The sequence below is a fragment of the Parabacteroides merdae ATCC 43184 genome (assembly GCF_025151215.1).
In the GTDB taxonomy this organism is placed as follows: domain Bacteria; phylum Bacteroidota; class Bacteroidia; order Bacteroidales; family Tannerellaceae; genus Parabacteroides; species Parabacteroides merdae.
This window is the reverse complement of the sequence record NZ_CP102286.1, coordinates 3,882,597-3,900,672: the sequence shown is the minus strand read 5'-3', so window position 1 is coordinate 3,900,672 and position 18,076 is coordinate 3,882,597. Positions and strand designations below refer to the sequence as shown.

Genomic DNA, 18,076 nt, shown 5'->3' with positions numbered 1-18,076 from the left:
TTATTCGATTTTCTTCATGAACCGATCCCAGCGGAACTGCCCGGTGTACGGATCGACCGATTTCCAGACAAATGCCGCCTTGCCGACGATATATTCTTCCGGCAACAAGCCCCAATAGCGCGAGTCCTGCGAGTTCAGGCCTTTGTCACCCGCCATGAAATAATAGTTTTTCAAGAAGCGGTATTCCCGTATCGGTTCGCCGTTCAGGAAAACGGTTGAATCATTATAGTTGATTTCCGCTTTTTGTTCCCATGCGATCAGCTTGCGGTATAACAGATAATTTTCCCGGTTCATTTCGACCTTGTCACCGGCTTTCGGGACATAGAGCGGTCCGAAATTCCGGATGTTCCAACTGATGACGGAGTCGAACGGGAATGCCTTATAGACACCGTCCGGAAACTCTCCCGGCAACGTCCGCCCGATGCGTTCCTGCGAATCCATGTTCCCGAGCGGTTCGTTCGTGCCGTTTATCCGGAACCTTCCGTTCCGGATGGAAAGCGTGTCGCCCGGCAATCCGATACACCGTTTGATGTAGTATTTCAGGATATGCATCTCGATCTTGTCCCAGCCGTTGGGATGCGGGAAGTTGAAGACCAGCACGTCGCCCCGCTTTGTTTTCCGAAATCCCGGTGTGCGGTGTATCTCGGTCTGTTCCAGCCGCAGCGTCGCGTTGAGGTCGAACAGCCGTGCGCCGAGCGTCGGTTTCCAGACCGCCACGAAATCCCCTTCGACCAGTTCCGGCTCCATCGAGTCGCTGGGGATGCGGAAGGAGGCGAGGAGGAAGACTTGAGAGAAGAGCCAAAAGGCGATCAGAACCACCAAAGCGAGAAATAGATTCAATAATATGTTAATCCATCGTTTCACAATCTATCTTTTAGATTAAAAAATATATCATTTTATATTCAGGTTGCTACAATCAATACCAGTCAATTTTATTATCTTCATCACAAACGAATATTCTTTGTTGCTTTCCCTGCGAGCATTTAATGGCCAAAAGGGCTTTTTGAGGCACATTTTCAAATTCGATAAAAACATCATTCGCTATTTTGGTATTGATAAGTTGCCAATTATTATTATCCCAATAATATAAAGAATACTCCAATCCTGGCTGAATAGAATTTCCATCACAACGACGAATATACGAAATTTTGGATATATTTACTGGCCGGCAAAAATCAAAACCGACCCAATCTTCTCCTTTGGCACTGAAATTTGTCAATTGATCACCATCTGCTATATTAGCTGCGTTGTTGCTTTTATCAAAAATCGAATTTGTACATTTGATAATGTTGCCTTGAATGATCGAATCATGTTCATCATAGAAATAAATTTCAGCCATGTCACACTGACTTGTATCAGAAGATGTAAAACGCCAATATCGATATTCGGCATTTTTATCAAGAAACACTGTGCCATTTGTTAAATTCCCTTGAGGTAATTCCGCTATTTTCTTTGTATGATCAAATTCCCTGTTTTCAGAAGTTTCGATAATACCTCCTGTTATTTTTTTTCTAATAGAAAATACATTGTCTCCCAAAGGATATTTTCGATTCAATCTGATCGTACGAAAAGCTGAAGTGTCTGGTTCTATAAATTGGATATGCTTCGAAGCAGAAGCCAAAAACGGTTTGCTGATCGGAATAGCATTGCCATTAGAGTCATACGCCAAGGCGATATAACAGGTATTCAGTCCCATTCTTTCGAAAACCACATGACTACCAGCTATTTTCCCCCAATAGACAGGAGTCCAATTATTTCCATCATAGATGGCTATAAATGGAGATTGTCCACTCTTCAATGATTCCTGCAACGAAATACGTATGTCAATCGTAGGCATATATTCAGCGGTAACATCTTGTATAAACATATTCCTGAGTTTGGGTGGGATATATTTCTCAGTTGCGATTTTCAGATACTCTTCATTGGGTTTGTACACATTGCGGAAAATCTTAGGGACTTTCAAATATGGATAATGAACTGTGCCCGGATCTGTCGTATGGGGCGCAAACTCCAAGTTTCCAAAACGCGTTGTATAAACTGTATTCCAAGAATGTCCATTATTACCTGTAGACCAATTGGGCGTAAAATCATAAGCGACAGGAATTCCTTTACTACGCATGATTAAGACAGCCCCTAAACAATACGTGGCACAATTAGAAAAAGGAAGTTTCAGTATGATATCAGGATCATAAATCGGAAGTGTCTTTAATAATCCAAAACTTTGAGGTGTGTTTTTCATTTGGTTATTCACTTCTGTTGCTGCAAAAATTGGATTTCGTTTATACTCGTCACACAAATATGCCAGATCAATATCTCCTTTACAAATATCGTAATAGGCATTCCTCCATTCGGTAAGCGGCTGCCCTTCAAAACATTTATAAGGTAATAGATATTCACAAAATTGTTCGAAATCCAGATGTTCGGCCCATTCGCATTCTCTCCATTGTTTGAAAGCTTCATCGATTGACTGAATAAGAAACTCCGAAGTGATAACCTCTATATCCCGTTTCTGTTTATATTTACTTTCAAATCTAAGACGAAGCGATTCGATATGTTTTTCTTGTTCAAGTTTGTCTTCTGATAAAGCAACGACAGAATCAATGGCGTGATAATAGTCCTCAATGCCTTTATCATAAGAAGTATGGTAAGGCATGTATCGAATCAGGTATTGGGCTGCTTCCAGTTTCTGCCGATCATCCAGTTTTGCGTAGTGCGACAAAACCGCTTCAAGCTCCCCTCTGTTTTCTCCGGCTTCCCGCAGAGCGTATTCCACATCGGTTATTTGTAAGCCGCAAGCAAAAAGCATCAAGTAGAAAGGCAACGAAAAAAACAGATATTTTGTAGTTGTTTTATATTGCAATCTCATATTCATTGTTTTAGGGGAGAAACTATATTTCAATCATTCTTTATCATGACAGGATGAAAGATATGCACTTCTAAATCTTCGGAAATCTCTTGATCTGTAATTTTATCTACAAAAAAAAGGATTCCATCATGAAGCTGACACCAGCCTGTATAAGGATTGAATGTGTTTATGGGCAGTTTGATTTCTTTTATTTTATTAAGCTCATTATCAAACAGACATAAATAAAAATCCCGTTCTCTGGATAATAATTCCAGGTTTTCGTTTTTACCGAAATCAATGGCATCCACATGCAAACGGGCATACATATCACATGTCGGAAGATACATGATATCAAAAAAATGAGGATTTTCAAATCCGTGTCTTTGCCATTCTGTATAATCTGTTTTGGATTTACACTTTTGAGCTTTATTGGAAGTGTAATCGCTATCAGCTTTGTACATTTTTCCAGATCCTGTGTTCAAATCGATCTTGTAGAGATGTGATTCTATCGGATAATTATATAAAATGTAATCATCCCGAAAGTTGACATTCGGTTCACTCATGTTCGCATACCCTTTGCTTATGTCTGGTTCCGCAATAGATGGAGATAAATTGAAAGTTTTTACCTTTTGGTTTTCTTCGAGGAAAATTTCTTTTACTTTGAATCGGGGTGGCGAAACAGACCTATCTTTTACCGTGCATAGCAGCGACTGGTGCAGGGCATTGTAATACAAACGAATTGTAGACATAGCATGATTCGTATTTATGATCAATTCCTCGTCTTCTTGCAAAGAATTACGGATTTGAATACGTTTCAACACATTCCCTTTCGGATCAATCAGGAATACGGATTCCGATTCATCAGCAACCCAAATGGAGTCTTTTTGATATGCAAAAATTCCAGTTAAACGAGTTATGGCGTTAGGACCACTTGTTTGTAACGGAATTTGAATGATTTTTTTCTCCAGAAGATCGATACAATCCAAAGCATGTTCCTTATGGTTATATCCAATCAATATATGTTTAGCACCTACTTGTACCGAAGAAGACAAATAATAGGACTTTAGTTGTAATACGTCAGAAGGAGGGAAAAAAAGTTCCTCCTTCTGTATTTCAACTAAGTCATTATCAACGGTCTTTATATTTTCTCTTCTCTGAGAGCAAGATATACTAATGCAAATTATGCATAAATAATGAAATAGTAATTTGTACATGGTTATCTACAATACGTTGGACCATAACATTCAGGACGTTCACTGTCTTTAAAACGGCATTCATTTCCGGAACTTGATGGACATGGAAACAAATGATAGTTTGATTTATTCTCATCCCAAGCTAAAGCCTCGACATTTTCCAATGCCAAGTCAGAGAGTTGAACCTCATTTTTGTTTTGCTGGTAGTTCCAGCCTGCTACTGCGGCGATCGCTGCAAAAGCGATTACGCCAAAAAATTTCTTTCCCATTTTTGTTTTATTTTAGGGATTTATAAACTTATGGTGATTGGTTCTACTGTTTGAAATCGAAGATCAAAAGCAATGGATTATCATCTTCCTTTGTTGTATTGATTATACTTCCGAATGGCTCAGACGGTGTGTATGTATTTCGCCATTCAACTACAGAATAGGCTTCCAATGGAACAACGATAGAACCATCCTTATTTGCATGATAAATAAATTGAGATATAGGGATCGTCAAACCCTTGAAATAAACATCATCTTTAATTGTACCGAAAGTATTCGATGATTTATTTTTATGGTCGAATAATGTCAATTTTTTATTTTTCTGATAGAAACTACCGAACATCGTGAATCGCTTATCCCTTATAAAACTATAAATACCATAGGCATAAGATCTTTTATTCAAATTGTCGAAAAAATCTTTAACGTTTTCATATTTCTTATCACTGAAAAAAGATGTAGGTATATTTTTCCCTTTAAAGTCGATATGGAGGAACGGATTCATATTTCCGCCTTCAACAGACTTGTAAATAGTATCATTGATCGGTTGAAAAAAATAAATAGAATCATGATCTTGATAAAAATTGTGATGAGCGAATATGAACAAGTATCCTGTTTGGTTTTTATCTACTTCTAAAAATGCGGAATCTTCTTTCCAATTTTTAATCCGATGCAATTTGTGACTTGTATCAAATCCGTTATATAAAAAAAATGTATTATTCACTATCGGCGAAATAGCTTGTGCATAGTACTTGAGATGAAATGTTGAAATACTATTTCCTGAATGATCATACGTTATTGTTTTTTGTTGATTCCTGTCCAATATTATAATATTTTCACCGTCTATCACAAAATCTGAAATCCCAGAATATTCATCTGGAGCTTCACCTCTTTTCTCTAAGCAAAGGGCTAATTCTCCTTCTTCGGAGAAAGCAAAAAGAGTTAGTCCATCAGAGATATAAATTTTATTATTTTCACACTTAATGTTCTCTATTTTCCCCATAAGAGTATCCGTCGGAAGCTTGAGCATTCGAAAATTCTCAAAGTATTCTGACAATTTCAACTCTGTATCTGAAGCTATGTCTACTTCTATGGCAGGAACGGATGTAAGCCTCTGTTCCTCAGGAAGGCAACCGAATGTGATAAAGACCCAACAAACAAGGAGCCAGACTCTCTGTTGATCATGAAAAAAAATAGACTTTCTCATTTGAAATAATTTGATGATTAGAAGTATTCAAAAAGATATGCCCAAATTTATCTTATAAGACATTATTTGCGAATTAAATTCTGACATATCTCTAATATTAACATTCTAACAAGCTGGTGATTGAGTACAATTATTACCGTTTAAAGGAGTACAACAGTATTCTCCATTCGCCTTTTGAGCCAATGCCTTATTGTTCTTTCCACTTTCATTTCTTGCCAATGCCTCGACATTCTCCAATGCCAAGTCCGACAATTCAACACTTTGTTTATTTTGCTGGTAGTTCCAGCCGGCGGCGGTGGCGATCGCAACAAAAGCGATTACGCCAAAAAATTTCTTTCCCATTTTCGTTTTGTTTTAGGAATTTATAGACTTATGTTTGTTTTTGAACCTTTCACCCGGTATCATTTCCCGAGACGGGTGATTTCTAACCCTTTTGTCGTTTGTTTCAAATTTACTACTTTTGCCGTTACCTCCTTCTTTATTTGTTATTGAATGAGGGAAAGTCCGGGAGTTTCTGCTAACGTTTGTGAGGCTGTAGGCAGGAACTCCTTTCTTTTTCCTGTTAATTGCTTTATTTTACCGGATAAATCTCACCATCAGCGAGTTAATATGTCTATTCTGTTCGATAGAATTCTCTTGATTGTTCCATAATGTTTCATGATTATTGCTCATTTTATTAATGATGAACAAATTGATCCTTTAAATACATAATTTGCAACTGTACTGTTTCACTGTCTTCGGATTGTTGAGAGAGCCTACACCATGATTGATCATTAATACAGAATGTCTTATTGTCAGCGAAAAGAATATCATCCATATCATTTATAAATTTTTTAAATATGATGGTTTCTTTTGTTTTCGAATTAATTAGAACATACCTATATGGATTCTCTTTTTCTCCAAACATAAAATAGCATAACAATACAGAATGAGGAGAGGGAACAAAATCAAACATCATTGATTTCATATTTAAATCTTTGGGATTTTGATTTGATGCAGTTCGTATGTCTAATGGCACTTTCTGCTTCAAATCTATTTTGTAAAGTCTGGAAATGGATTTATTGTTTATAAGATAGATGCAATCGTCGTTTCGATCGTAATAGTAAATTTTATTTTCTGATTGTTCGATATAGGTAGACATAAATTCAAAAGACTGATCATCTCCATCATGCTCTAACAGCAAAGATTCTTGTTTTTCGATCGGCTTGTAAAGCCAAACACCGTTTCTCTTATACACCTTATTTATACAAGGTTGTATGATTAATAACAGATTGTCCATCCATGCAAAATCTCTCATAAAATATTCTATTTTATATGAATATGCATATTCTCCTTTATAGGTATAAACATTGACTTTGAAATTCATCATATCATAGATATGTATTAAATTCGAAGTAGAATCAACAGCTATTGCATTGTCTTTATGATATTCTTCTGGCCCTTGACCAATCCTATTGATGTGACTCACCAGTTTATGATCTTTTAAATTAAAAACGAAAACTCCCTCATTTTTAGAATCTTGAAAAATAAGTGTATCTGAATCAAAATAGATTTTTTTGATTCCTGATAATAAACATTCTTCTCCTGCATCTAAATTAATATATTCAACCCGTTCAAATATAGAAGAATAGTTTATGCTACTCTCTGCATGCTCTAAATTGATAAATATAGAATCGACTTTAGTGTCTATGCAAGATGAGCAAATTAATAATAGGACCAAGCTGATGTTATGTATTTGTTTTAAAATCATATCAATACCGTATGTAAATGTTTGATAATATGTTTTAACATGCCAAGAGTCGTGATTAAGAGCCTGTTTAAATTTCTCTGAAATAAATTTTGCATAGCCCTCATCGGCCTGCTTTATTGCATTATAGGATTATTTTGAAAAACAACTGTCATACTATCACTAATTTCCTTTTATCAATTGAATATCAATAGACACAAGCAATGATAGTAGGTATGACGGATGCCTATTCCATCTATCATACTATCACTAACCGCCTGTCCAAGATTCTTCTTCACATGACTTATTTTCAATAACATAATAAGATAAACCCATTGACACCCGGGTCTCGATATCATTCACACTCGGGTGTCAAGACCGTTCACATCCGGGTGTAAAAAGCCTGTAAACGGGAATCTTCGGCACTTTTTCTGACTGTTTGAAGCAAAATAAGTCACGTGTTTCAACAAAAAAGACGGCATCTCCTACAGAAAAACATCCTCAATACAACTCTCACAACCAACAAATGCAAAATTTAAACAGGCTCTAAGGCCTCTTGGCATAATTTTTATCAACAAGGACTGTATGCTCCAGAACAATCTAAGTAAGGATCATCTTTGCAACAACCATTTGGCTCATAAACGAGTTTACTATGTCCCCAATCCGGTCCATGTTCTCCTCTTGCTAACGCATCAATATTTTCCAATGCCAAGTCTGAGAGTTCAACTTCCTGTTTATTCTGCTGGTAATTCCAGTCAGCCGCTATGGCGATTGCAGCAAAAGCGATAACGCCCAAAATTTTCGTTCCCATTTTATTATTATTTTTAGGGATTTATCATTTTATTATTAATTGTGGTTCTTTCGTCCGGTACCATTTCCCGGAACGGGTGATTTCCTACCCTTTTGTTGTTTTCTCCAAATTTACTACTTTTGTCGTTACCTCCTTCTTTATTAGTTATTGAATGAGGAAAAATCGGGGAGTTTCTGCTTAGACTTGCAAGGTTCTGTGTGCAGGAACTCCTTTCTTTTCCCCGTTAATTATTTTATTTCACTGTCCCGATAAAACTCACCATCAGCGAGTTGTTCGGAATGTTCCCATAAATGTCTACCGTTCGGTAAAAATCGCCCGGCTGTTCCGCTTCGTAGCTGACCGTGATCGTTCCGCTCTCTCCCGGTTGCAGTTCTTTCCAATTGTACAAGAGGTCAGAATACTTAATATCATGAATAAGAAGCATGTTTTCATGGACGGTATGAATTGTTTATTAACGTTCGACAAGGACAATCACAGGATTATTCCCGTTTTCGGGTATTTCGTAATCGATCAGATATTTCCCGTCTGTCGATATGAAATGAGGCACGAAAGTACTTCCTTCCTTGAATCCGTAAGAATTGTCCGGATAGATGACCTTTTGATAAAACGTTTGTTGGGTATTTTTGTCATAGCTGTAAGTGTACGGATCAGTTACATCATGGTGAGCCAGATAAATGATACCGTCTTTCTCTCCAGTTGCAGCAAGCGCAATTTTGCCGTTGAAGAAGTCCCATTTTTTCATCAGTTGTTCAGCCGTGCAAGCAAACATGGCTTCTTTGGTCGCCTTGTATTTGCCTAACTCGACTACAGCATAAGGGACCAAATTCAAGCTTTCATCGACTTGGTAAATCGTGTCGTTGAATACTTCCTTGAAGGCGGGGACAAGCCCGTCAAACGCTTTCATTTCAGTAGGTATGCTATATACGACCATTGGTGATGCCGGTTCGAGTTTTTCCGTAACCGGAATCGTTTTGATGGCTGTTGTGTCCCGGAAAAAGACGAACCTAACTTTCTTTTGCCCGGTAAAATTATTTACATGCCCTAAGAATAGGTCCGTATTGGGAACGAGGAAAAAATTCATTGTATGCCGTATTTTGGGCTGAAACCACTTTCCTAAATATTCTCCTTGCCAGTTGTAAAGTGTGAAATCATAATTCCCATCTACGACAAACAGTGTGTCATTTCGCAAAACAACACCACCCATTCTGAAATATTCTCCTTCCTCTTCTCCTTTTTCCCCGATGTCATATTGGTATTTCCCATCTTTATCAAATAGAGATAATCTGTCCGAATGAACTACTAAGAATTTATCACCGTCCAAAATAACCCTTTGTATGAATTTGATCTGAATGAATTCGTTGGTTTCCAATTGCACGTATCGAGGGTTTGTCCCCCATTCATTCAAACCCACTTCCAATGCCTCATTCTTGACTAAGGGACGAAAGTCTATCCAGTAAAAGTCCTCATGATCGGAAAATTGTGCTTGTCGACCTCCGCAGGAAGCCAACAGCAGGCAAAAGAGAAGAATCCATGTTTTCATAAACTTGTTATTTCAGAATGTTACTAATATCAAACCGTATGATCGCCACTTCCGGTTCTTCAGTCGCGGCATAGATTGTTTTTTCGTCCTCGGAAACGGTGAACCGGGCTAAACTTCTTTCCGAACGTAAGTTTTTCAGTAAATTGCCTTGATGATCAAACACCAGCATGTTTCTGGGTTTTATGTTTTTCCGATTGTCCCGATCATATTTTTGCCCGAAATAACTACAGAAGATATAATTTTTTGTCATTTTCACATCTGCAAAACCTAATTTCAAAAGAGTCAGGTCTAATTGGTCTTTCTTATAGATTGGTTGTTCTGCACAAGCATCCCATAATATTTTGCAAGTGCCATCTGCTTGTTGCTCATAGCAGGCGATATAGCCAAATGATGCCATTGTAGACACGAACTTATTTCCATACGAACTGACTGAACCTCCATAAGTAACTAATGCTTCACTTTGATGGTCTTTATCCGGAATATTCCCCATGTTCCCGATTGTGTTCAACTCTTTATCCAGTATAATTATAGGATGGGGCATACCAACGACGACCGAACCTACAAAATAATCCTGATTAAGTACCTTGCCGAATAAGATATTTTTCTCATTACCTTTCAAGTTTATTGTTTTCGCTTCCGGTAATTCTTCCGCATTTAAGATTTCATGCCATGAATATGTCCTCAGGTACATTTTTGCTTCATCATAAACATATACATCTTTACCATTTTTTCCCCAATAGACGGGTTGTACAAATTCTTTAGGTCCGCCACCGAATAGACCAATTTGTTTAATCTCTTTGCCATTATTAGCATCAACTATTCGCATAAAGTAGTCACCTTTAGTGGCAAAGAGTAATAATTTATCATCTATGATATCTATTGACCAAGGATAATTCATAAAGAGTTCATAGGGATAGTCAACCCCGCTGACAGGAGTCTCTTCAGGTAATGTGAAAATGCGATACTGGTTTTCACTACAAGAGGTGAAAAGAAAGCATAGAATAATAATGAATAGACTTTTCATGATCATGTCGTTTTAGGAAAAGGTGCTGCCCTGTTAAATTTAAGCAGCACCTATAGTTTATAAATTATAAACCGCAAGCAGGATACATGTTATAATATGTATGTCCATTTGACAAGCAAGTCATTGTAGTGAAGTCGTCACAACGATCTCTTCCGCTCTCACCTCTAGCAAGAGCCTCTACATTAGCCAACGCCAAGTCAGAAAGTTCAACCTCCTGTTTATTTTGCTGGTAGTTCCAGCCTGCTGCTGCGGCGGCGATCGCTGCAAAAGCGATTACGCCCAAAATTTTTGTCCCCATTTTATTATTATTTTTAGGGATTTATCATTTTATTATTAATTGTGGCTCTTTCACCCGGTATCTTTTCCCGGAACAGGTGATTCCCAACCCTTTTTTCTTTACTCCAAATTTACTATTTTTGCCGTTACCTCCTTCTTTATTTGTTATTGAATGAGGAAAAGTCCGGGAGTTTCTGCTAACGTTTGTGAGGCGGTAGGCAGAGACTCCTTTCTTTTTACTTGATATTTATAGTTTGACTGTCTTACTTTCTTTCTATCTTTTCTGATTGCTCCTCCTTTATTTAAGATGATTATTCATTAAAAAAACTCTAATATATAAGGATTATCTTCCATATTGCAAATAATCTTATTGCCAAATTTGTCGATCACATCTTCGGGGTGTTCCGAAAGACGGTCGGGCGTGATATATAATAATATGCTGTCATCGCTCTCTGCGTCAGAAATAGTGGAAAGAGTTGTCCCGTATGAGAATTGGGTTGAGACCTTTTGTCCTTCTTCTACTTTTGTCAGGTAGTTTTTTCCACCCTGATGTGTCTGTAGCCAGATTATATTCCCTAAAGAAATCATGTTGTTGATGTAAGAGCATTTATTGGCTTCAAGGATAAAATCGATACCGTGTGTTTGAAACATTTCCAACAACTGCTTTTCGGTGAGAAACTCATTTCCTCCGGCATAGTGTCCCATTTGGAATTGCTCAGTTTGCGGGTTGAATGAAACGAATGTGTTTGAAATACCTAACTGGAAAAGATAACTGGATCCATAAGCCGCAAATTGTACCGGCCGGAACATGATGTAGGGTATTTCTTTTTTCAAATATTCGGCAATAATTTCCCCCTCTTTGTCTACCAACGTCAAAATGTTTTCGTTCTGTCCGGTGACAAGCAGGACATGAGAGTTCTCCATCTTTTTAAATTTGTGGATTACAAATGGATAGGAAATTTTTCTTTTGAAAGAAAAATCGGTAGCATCATATACTTTCAGGCTTTTGTTGTCCGAAATCCATACTTCAGTTTTACCATCTGCCTCGCAGACATCGAAATCCTCTATTCGGGGATATTCTTCCGGCCCTTGTCCTTGCCTGTTCAAAGACGATACGAATTTTCCATCCTTGTCGAAATGGTGGATTGTTTTGCCATTAGAGGATAAAACATAATAATGGTTCCGAAACTTCCTGATCTTATCAATCTGCCCGATCAAACTGCCGGAAGTCGTTTCCAGCAGAGTAATTTCGTAGCGATCAGAAAACAACTCCGTCCATGTCGGCCGGGATTCTTCAGGAGATAAATCCGCTATCAAAGCAATTTTTGTTGCCTTTTGATCTGAGCAAGAGCTCAAAAGCACGCAAACCAAGCATATAAAAAAGAACTGTTGGGTGATATTTTTCATCTTTTATTCCTTTATTTTAATCGTTAGTAAAATCCAATCGTTCCCAGTGGTTAATAATCCGGGTAACATTTTCCGGATAGCCGGGTATGTGCATTTAATATTTAAGTAATGACCGGCAAGGTCATTCTCGCGAACAAGCAAATAAAGATTGTTTTTATCTGAACCGATAAAAGGATTCACATATTTGGATCTGAAATTGTCAAAAAGACGGTCGAAAGAAAAGAGGATATTGTCTTTACACCGGATAGCACAAAAATCGTCCCTTTTCCCCATTAACTTGAAAAAAAGATAATCCGAAGCGAAATAAAAGCTATAACAGTTATGGATGTATTTTTTCTTATCGATTATTTCAGCCATTCCCGCATCTTCTTTGGGATACTTGTCTCTGGTTAGAAATTCTCCATGAAAATCAAGACTATAATATGGGAGTATCTCCTTCTCGGAAGTATCATATCTATAGATTGTGTCTGTGTTATCCGGGAGAATCAAAATGTCGTCAGCATCTGTCGTATATAAATTATAAGGTGCGAACAACCATTCTTTTTTCCCCCATTTGGGCAGATATAATTTGTGGATAGACTTGAAATCGGTGAGAGCCATAAAGTGTCCTTCAATGTGTCCTCTTTCTGTATTGGCTCCTCCCGAATAAACCAGAAAATCTTGTTTTGCGGTCGGTATGATGGCGGCACAAGGAAAAGGCAAAGACACTTTTTTGACCGGTGCGCCATCCAGTTTGAACTTGTTGATAATTTTGAATCTGCTCACGACCCACAACTCCTCCAATTCCGGAACAATACACATGGAATTGACTATTAAGGCATCCGAAAATGTAATTTCCTTTATGAACTTTCCGGACTTAGAGTATATATATACATTTTTTCCAGCCATAGTACTTCCCATAAAGTATAGGAAATCTTTATATTGAACCATATTTGTACAAAAATCAAATACAGTATTACTTAGTTTTGTACAGGAAATGTCTGTAATCAAACTATCAAATGTGATTTTTTGGTAGTGATTCATGTCCATTTGAATGGTATTTTCCACACGGGAGGGAGATAAAATACCGTTAATACTATTTGTACAGAACAAGTATATAAAAAGCAAGAGTCGTATTCTTGTTATCATAATCCAAATGGAATATTCTATAGAAGGTAACTTTTCGCAAAAGTTACCTCCCTCTGATAATTAATAATATTTTATATCTCCGCAGGAGCATGAATATCCAACACCGTATGAGTCACATATTGCGATCCAACCGGTTACGGAGCTATGTCCAGTTCTCCATTTACAGTCACCACTCCCTTCGCCACTGGCCAACGCTTCCACGTTCGTCAGCGCCAAGTCTGAGAGTTGAACATCTTGTTTATTTTGCTGGTAATTCCAGCCAGCAGCCACTGCTATTGCTACTAAAAGTGCTGCTCCAAATATATGCTTTTTCATTTTTCGTACCTTTGTTTTATTGTTTTTAATTCAGTAAATTTTCTACCTTTACCTTTTCTATAGAGGATCAAGATAGCCAAATGATGTACTGAACTTGCATCATTCTGTTTTGTCCGGTTTATATTACCATCATACACCTCCTTTCTAAGGGGTTTCGGGGAGCTTGCCGTCGTAGTTTCTGAGGCTTTTCAGGCAGGCTCCCTTTCCTGAACTTGCCCTCTTATTTTTACTTTGACAGGACTTGCTGTGTTACATTTAAGTGTGACGATTTCATCGAAAAAGCCTGTGTCTTTCGGTGTCATCCTGACTTCAATACGAAGCCGCTCTCCCGGCTTCGCTGGGTGTTTGTCATAGTTTGCAGTCGTACAACCGCAAGTGGTACTGATATCCAATATGACAAGGGGATTGTCTCCCGTGTTTTCTATTTCAAAAACAGCCGTTTTCTCTTCGGATTTCGAAAATGCGCCGAAGTCTACTTCGCTGTTTATGGCTTTTGCCGTCGTTTTGATCCGGTCGCGCCCCGGTGATATTTTCCCGGTCATCTGTTTCAAATACAAATCCCTGACAGCCAAGTTATGCACCGGATTGCCGATCACCTTCACCTTATTATTCTTATCAAGCAAGAAAGTCTGAAATGTAATATCTTGCGGAAATCGGTTCAACTTGTTCAATCGGCTGTCCCGATCGATGCAGACCGGACGGTCGAAGTTGTCGCGTTTCAGGATGTACCGCAACTCACGGTCGTCTTTCGACTGGAAGACGAAGATGAACGGGATGCTGCCGTTTGTTGCCGAATCGACATGGGCGATCAATTCTTTCCATTTCGGCAGTTGCAATTTGCAACTGATGCAACCTGTTGAATCGACATAAATCAGCACTTTATATTCTGCATCGGGTATCCGGTATTCCACCTGCTCAGTGACGAAACGGGTGAAAGCCATATCCTGCGGAAACACGATCTCTTTTCCCTGCCATTCCTGAACCAGACGGGCAAATTGATCTTTCTTGTTTTCCCGGCAAGCGGCTAACAAAAATAATAGGAATAATATGTAGAGCAGTTGTTTCATTTTCTTGTTATAATTTGAATGTCACGATCGGATTATCGCTTTCCGCGCAGGTCGCAATTCCGATGTTTGTTTTTTCATTGATATGGATGCCCAAGATATTTTTGTCGAGCGTATATTTTCGAACCGGGTTTCCTGCCAAATCGAACACGTAAAGGAAATGGCCTCCTTTGGGAGCAGACATGCCGCGTTCGTAAAATTTGTCCCGCTCTTTCCAGGACATCCCATCGAAAACGGTATAAATATAATCGTCTGTGACTTGTATGTCCACAAACCCTTTGATGCCGGTCGGGAATCCTTCGCCTCCTTTTGCAATGAATTGAGGTTCTCCGGCAGGACCGTATATAACGTTATGAGTTTGAGTTTTTAGATTGTATATTTCAAGGGCTTCTCCCAATTGGGTCGCCATTGCGTATATCCCGTTTTTCGGGTTGTAATCGGTAAAGCTACGCCAAGCTTGTGCTAAGGCGGGATGAATATCTTGCTCATAGCTGATTTCGGTGGGAATTTTACCTATGTTTTTGATCGGTTTACCACTATGACTGACTTTGTGATAACGAAAATCACCTAAGTAGTTTGTGATCAGAAAGGCTGAATCTGTACGATAAAAATCTAAAGAGCGAACTAATGTTTTATCTAATCTTATTTCCTCTTTGCGCAAAACGGTCTTGCCCGTCGGAGAGACAGACCAGCGCGTGATCAGCATCCGGTTAGCATCCAATGTCCAGACTGAATCCAATGCAGAAAACTGGAACATCTCTGCCGAAAGCATTTCTCCGGGGGCCTCTCCACGCTTTCCGAACGGTGCGATCGGCTTCCACTCCGGATAAGTAAAAGCGTAAAAGTAATGGCTGTCATTATGTAAATCCATGATGATAGCGATACTGTCTTTTACCGCTACCCGGTAGGGATAACGGAAAAAGGCAGAATCAATAGAAATCTCCTGCGTGGCTACTATTTTCTCATCAGGAAAAGTTGTATACCGAGGGTAAAGAGGATCGGGTGAACCACTGCAGGAGATTAATGTACTTATTCCTATTAATAATATGTATAGGAAGATTCTCATGTCATTTTAAACTATAGCCACTATACATCTTATCAACTTTATCACCATGACAGTCGACATCGCCTATCCCGTAACACCTATAAGCACTACTCTCACCGGACGCCAAAGCCTCAATATTATCAAATGCCAATTGAGGCAAGCCGACAGATGATGTCGACAATGTCTTGATACAAGCAACTCCACCCAAACAAACCAAAACAATTACTACTGCTGAAACTCTTTTTTTCATAACTTTTGTTTTTGAGGTAAATGTAGGGATATATAATTCGGATGTCAATAGGTTTGTGCCACATATTTCACAATTCGCTATTAAACAGATAAATAGAATGCCATTTCCTGACTTCTTGTAGGTTTTCTGTAGGTTTTCTGTAGGTTTTCTTCGGACTTGAATTACATATATCTGAAGAGAAAAGCCTATATAGATGTCCATTTTTATATTTTTGCAACATGCAAGAAGAGAATAGACATACAGACAAAATCCTTTTTTTTAAAAGACTATGCATATTATTATATATGTGTATGACTTTGTTTTGTTTGATAATGGTCTGGCATGGATTCCTTTCATGCCGTAAAAAGATTTTCACTGAAGCCTCTGCTACTTTTCAAGATGCTATCAGTAAAGAAATGAACACCCGATTGGGTTCCATACCGATAAAAACTAATAGAGGGGCATTATTATTATCGGACTCTATTTCCTATGAAGAAAAAGAAAGATGGTGTGACCAGGACTATCTGTCTCTGAATGATCCGAACCGGATTTTCCTGGATAGCCTTTTTCGCGCCAGACTTGCAGATTTAGGTATGGAAACACAAACAGCGGTGCGTTGTAAGCGTAAAGAGAAAACAACGATAAGTTACACCGATAGCCTTTTTATGAAAAAAGCTACCGCTTTGAAGCCAGTTATATATCGGAAGAATAAAAATATAGAAGACAATATAGAATTACAAGCATTTATGCAAATTCCGCTTTCCTTTGTTTTAAAACGGGCAGATTCCATCCTTCTCTTTTTACTCTTTTATGGTTTATTTGTCGGAATTTTATACGGCAGTTATAAATGGGGAATAAAAAAACTAAACGCGGTATTGCTTGAAAAGAAAGTTGTAGAAACAAAAATTGTAGAAAAGCCGGTTGTCGCTTTTGTCCGTTCTTTTTCCAAAGAAGGGACCTTACCTTTCGGATTACAGTTCGACAAGAAAAGCGGCATCTTGAAATACAAAAACCTACATGTGACTTTAAGCGGGCAAGGCCTGAAGCTGTTTACTCATCTGATTAATTCTCAACAATCAGTGATAGCACCTCAAATTATCTATTCACAAATCCTCGGAAATGCCTTAAAAAAGGAAAAGATCGGTAAAGCGGAACGCGATGCGGTCTCTGCTGCTATTGTGCGCTTGCGGGAAAGCTTGGCCCCTATGCCATTTATCCAAATCAAATCTTGTCGGGGAACCGGCTATCAGCTTATAATAAGTAATCCTGAAGAGATCTAAGAAACACAGAACACCAGACTTCGAAAGACGTTAAAACGCACAATACCCCCCTTCAAAAGGCATATATTTGTATTTTTCTGTTGTTCAACATCTTGCAAAAACACGAGTTTCTTAAAAAATATGGGGTAGAAATCCTAATTTCATGCGCTACAGTTTCGATTCAGACTAACGGGTATTTTGAAAAACCGTACAATAAGCCAGGGATGACAATAAGTTTTATTTTTAGAGAAACCGACCTGACGCTGAACCGGTAAAAATATCGGGGAAACCTGGGAATATTGTAAAAAATGCCCATAGAAACAAGAAAAAAGCTGTCAAAACCACCTTTCCAAAAGGTTTCTCCAGCAGCGGCAACAAACATTTCCGGAGGTATTTTCCGCGAGATGCGCAGAAAATTCCCATGACGACCGTCTTCATGGCTCTGAAGTGCGCAGTTCACCCTGCATGAAGACGGTCGTCATGGCAACGAAGACGGTCGCCAGCGCGATGAAGACGGTCGTCACGAAAGGGCTGCCGGCCTCCCTGAAACCGGGCTCTTTATACGTTCCATATTCCTGCACCATCCCCAAGCAGGATCCGGATATTCGACTCTCCGGAAGTTAAGGTTTTCCGGATTGTCAAGGAAAACAAGATTCGGATTGACAAAAACACATGTACCGGAGACGAACCGCGCAAACGTGCTGTCTGCACGTCACAAAATGTTCCGGCCCGCTTACAAAAAGA

20 protein-coding genes are annotated in these 18,076 nt (G+C 38.6%); 2 read left to right on the top strand and 18 right to left on the bottom strand.

Annotated elements, in window-relative coordinates:
* From lepB to NQ542_RS15865, 18 genes are all read right to left on the bottom strand, one after another.
* Nucleotides 1–864, bottom strand: coding sequence for a signal peptidase I (gene lepB, locus NQ542_RS15950; RefSeq protein WP_005640614.1), 864 nt, complete (start codon nt 862–864; stop codon nt 1–3).
* 52 nt (nt 865–916) lie between these two features.
* Nucleotides 917–2,872 carry a discoidin domain-containing protein gene (locus NQ542_RS15945; protein WP_005640613.1) on the bottom strand — a complete coding sequence of 652 codons (1,956 nt, stop codon included), beginning with the start codon at nt 2,870–2,872 and terminating at the stop codon, nt 917–919.
* A gap of 23 nt (nt 2,873–2,895) precedes the next feature.
* The gene (locus tag NQ542_RS15940) at nt 2,896–4,059 is read right to left on the bottom strand and encodes a DUF4221 family protein (protein ID WP_005640612.1); all 1,164 of its coding nucleotides are present in this window, start codon (nt 4,057–4,059) and stop codon (nt 2,896–2,898) included.
* Nucleotides 4,060–4,061: 2 nt separating this feature from the next.
* Nucleotides 4,062–4,307 carry an NVEALA domain-containing protein gene (locus tag NQ542_RS15935; RefSeq protein ID WP_005640611.1) on the bottom strand — a complete coding sequence of 82 codons (246 nt, stop codon included), beginning with the start codon at nt 4,305–4,307 and terminating at the stop codon, nt 4,062–4,064.
* 43 nt (nt 4,308–4,350) lie between these two features.
* Complete coding sequence (locus NQ542_RS15930; RefSeq protein ID WP_005640610.1) at nt 4,351–5,508, bottom strand: 6-bladed beta-propeller; 1,158 nt, start codon at nt 5,506–5,508, stop codon at nt 4,351–4,353.
* A gap of 105 nt (nt 5,509–5,613) precedes the next feature.
* Nucleotides 5,614–5,850: an NVEALA domain-containing protein gene (locus tag NQ542_RS15925; RefSeq protein ID WP_005640609.1), complete on the bottom strand. Its 237-nt coding sequence runs from the start codon at nt 5,848–5,850 to the stop codon at nt 5,614–5,616.
* 334 nt (nt 5,851–6,184) lie between these two features.
* Entirely contained in the window at nt 6,185–7,258 is a 1,074-nt protein-coding gene (locus tag NQ542_RS15920; RefSeq protein WP_005640605.1) for a 6-bladed beta-propeller, read from the bottom strand.
* Between the two features lie 547 nt (nt 7,259–7,805).
* Nucleotides 7,806–8,045, bottom strand: coding sequence for an NVEALA domain-containing protein (locus NQ542_RS15915; RefSeq protein WP_005640603.1), 240 nt, complete (start codon nt 8,043–8,045; stop codon nt 7,806–7,808).
* A 232-nt stretch (nt 8,046–8,277) separates the two neighbouring features.
* Nucleotides 8,278–8,469 carry a DUF1573 domain-containing protein gene (locus tag NQ542_RS15910; RefSeq protein ID WP_005640602.1) on the bottom strand — a complete coding sequence of 64 codons (192 nt, stop codon included), beginning with the start codon at nt 8,467–8,469 and terminating at the stop codon, nt 8,278–8,280.
* A gap of 27 nt (nt 8,470–8,496) precedes the next feature.
* On the bottom strand, nt 8,497–9,585 hold the full coding sequence (locus NQ542_RS15905) for a 6-bladed beta-propeller (RefSeq protein ID WP_005640601.1): 1,089 nt from the start codon (nt 9,583–9,585) through the stop codon (nt 8,497–8,499).
* 7 nt (nt 9,586–9,592) lie between these two features.
* Nucleotides 9,593–10,609: a BF3164 family lipoprotein gene (locus NQ542_RS15900; protein WP_039850169.1), complete on the bottom strand. Its 1,017-nt coding sequence runs from the start codon at nt 10,607–10,609 to the stop codon at nt 9,593–9,595.
* 64 nt (nt 10,610–10,673) lie between these two features.
* Complete coding sequence (locus NQ542_RS15895) at nt 10,674–10,907, bottom strand: NVEALA domain-containing protein (protein ID WP_005640599.1); 234 nt, start codon at nt 10,905–10,907, stop codon at nt 10,674–10,676.
* 296 nt (nt 10,908–11,203) lie between these two features.
* Entirely contained in the window at nt 11,204–12,202 is a 999-nt protein-coding gene (locus tag NQ542_RS15890; protein ID WP_227945699.1) for a 6-bladed beta-propeller, read from the bottom strand.
* 93 nt (nt 12,203–12,295) lie between these two features.
* Nucleotides 12,296–13,093 carry a 6-bladed beta-propeller gene (locus NQ542_RS15885; protein WP_224204192.1) on the bottom strand — a complete coding sequence of 266 codons (798 nt, stop codon included), beginning with the start codon at nt 13,091–13,093 and terminating at the stop codon, nt 12,296–12,298.
* Between the two features lie 387 nt (nt 13,094–13,480).
* On the bottom strand, nt 13,481–13,735 hold the full coding sequence (locus tag NQ542_RS15880) for an NVEALA domain-containing protein (protein WP_005640595.1): 255 nt from the start codon (nt 13,733–13,735) through the stop codon (nt 13,481–13,483).
* A 188-nt stretch (nt 13,736–13,923) separates the two neighbouring features.
* Nucleotides 13,924–14,802, bottom strand: coding sequence for a DUF1573 domain-containing protein (locus tag NQ542_RS15875; RefSeq protein ID WP_005640593.1), 879 nt, complete (start codon nt 14,800–14,802; stop codon nt 13,924–13,926).
* 7 nt (nt 14,803–14,809) lie between these two features.
* Complete coding sequence (locus NQ542_RS15870; protein WP_005640592.1) at nt 14,810–15,865, bottom strand: BF3164 family lipoprotein; 1,056 nt, start codon at nt 15,863–15,865, stop codon at nt 14,810–14,812.
* A gap of 1 nt (nt 15,866) precedes the next feature.
* Complete coding sequence (locus tag NQ542_RS15865) at nt 15,867–16,094, bottom strand: NVEALA domain-containing protein (RefSeq protein WP_005650753.1); 228 nt, start codon at nt 16,092–16,094, stop codon at nt 15,867–15,869.
* Between the two features lie 218 nt (nt 16,095–16,312).
* Here NQ542_RS15865 and NQ542_RS15860 point away from each other — a divergent pair, with 218 nt between their 5' ends.
* Both NQ542_RS15860 and NQ542_RS15855 read left to right on the top strand, forming a co-directional pair.
* Entirely contained in the window at nt 16,313–17,353 is a 1,041-nt protein-coding gene (locus NQ542_RS15860; RefSeq protein WP_005640589.1) for a hypothetical protein, read from the top strand.
* A gap of 459 nt (nt 17,354–17,812) precedes the next feature.
* Nucleotides 17,813–17,956 (top strand): hypothetical protein, encoded by a 144-nt coding sequence (locus NQ542_RS15855; protein ID WP_154647510.1) that lies wholly within the window; start codon nt 17,813–17,815, stop codon nt 17,954–17,956.
* Nucleotides 17,957–18,076 lie beyond the last annotated feature (120 nt).

Coding starts and splice junctions, on each gene's coding strand:
- NQ542_RS15945 (WP_005640613.1), bottom strand. CDS start 2,872: ATGAATATGAGATTGCAATATAAAACAACTACAAAATATCTGTTTTTT.
- NQ542_RS15940 (WP_005640612.1), bottom strand. CDS start 4,059: ATGTACAAATTACTATTTCATTATTTATGCATAATTTGCATTAGTATA.
- NQ542_RS15935 (WP_005640611.1), bottom strand. CDS start 4,307: ATGGGAAAGAAATTTTTTGGCGTAATCGCTTTTGCAGCGATCGCCGCA.
- NQ542_RS15930 (WP_005640610.1), bottom strand. CDS start 5,508: ATGAGAAAGTCTATTTTTTTTCATGATCAACAGAGAGTCTGGCTCCTT.
- NQ542_RS15925 (WP_005640609.1), bottom strand. CDS start 5,850: ATGGGAAAGAAATTTTTTGGCGTAATCGCTTTTGTTGCGATCGCCACC.
- NQ542_RS15920 (WP_005640605.1), bottom strand. CDS start 7,258: ATGATTTTAAAACAAATACATAACATCAGCTTGGTCCTATTATTAATT.
- NQ542_RS15915 (WP_005640603.1), bottom strand. CDS start 8,045: ATGGGAACGAAAATTTTGGGCGTTATCGCTTTTGCTGCAATCGCCATA.
- NQ542_RS15910 (WP_005640602.1), bottom strand. CDS start 8,469: ATGCTTCTTATTCATGATATTAAGTATTCTGACCTCTTGTACAATTGG.
- NQ542_RS15905 (WP_005640601.1), bottom strand. CDS start 9,585: ATGAAAACATGGATTCTTCTCTTTTGCCTGCTGTTGGCTTCCTGCGGA.
- NQ542_RS15900 (WP_039850169.1), bottom strand. CDS start 10,609: ATGAAAAGTCTATTCATTATTATTCTATGCTTTCTTTTCACCTCTTGT.
- NQ542_RS15895 (WP_005640599.1), bottom strand. CDS start 10,907: ATGGGGACAAAAATTTTGGGCGTAATCGCTTTTGCAGCGATCGCCGCC.
- NQ542_RS15885 (WP_224204192.1), bottom strand. CDS start 13,093: ATGTGTATTGTTCCGGAATTGGAGGAGTTGTGGGTCGTGAGCAGATTC.
- NQ542_RS15880 (WP_005640595.1), bottom strand. CDS start 13,735: ATGAAAAAGCATATATTTGGAGCAGCACTTTTAGTAGCAATAGCAGTG.
- NQ542_RS15875 (WP_005640593.1), bottom strand. CDS start 14,802: ATGAAACAACTGCTCTACATATTATTCCTATTATTTTTGTTAGCCGCT.
- NQ542_RS15870 (WP_005640592.1), bottom strand. CDS start 15,865: ATGAGAATCTTCCTATACATATTATTAATAGGAATAAGTACATTAATC.
- NQ542_RS15865 (WP_005650753.1), bottom strand. CDS start 16,094: ATGAAAAAAAGAGTTTCAGCAGTAGTAATTGTTTTGGTTTGTTTGGGT.
- NQ542_RS15860 (WP_005640589.1), top strand. CDS start 16,313: ATGCAAGAAGAGAATAGACATACAGACAAAATCCTTTTTTTTAAAAGA.
- NQ542_RS15855 (WP_154647510.1), top strand. CDS start 17,813: ATGGCAACGAAGACGGTCGCCAGCGCGATGAAGACGGTCGTCACGAAA.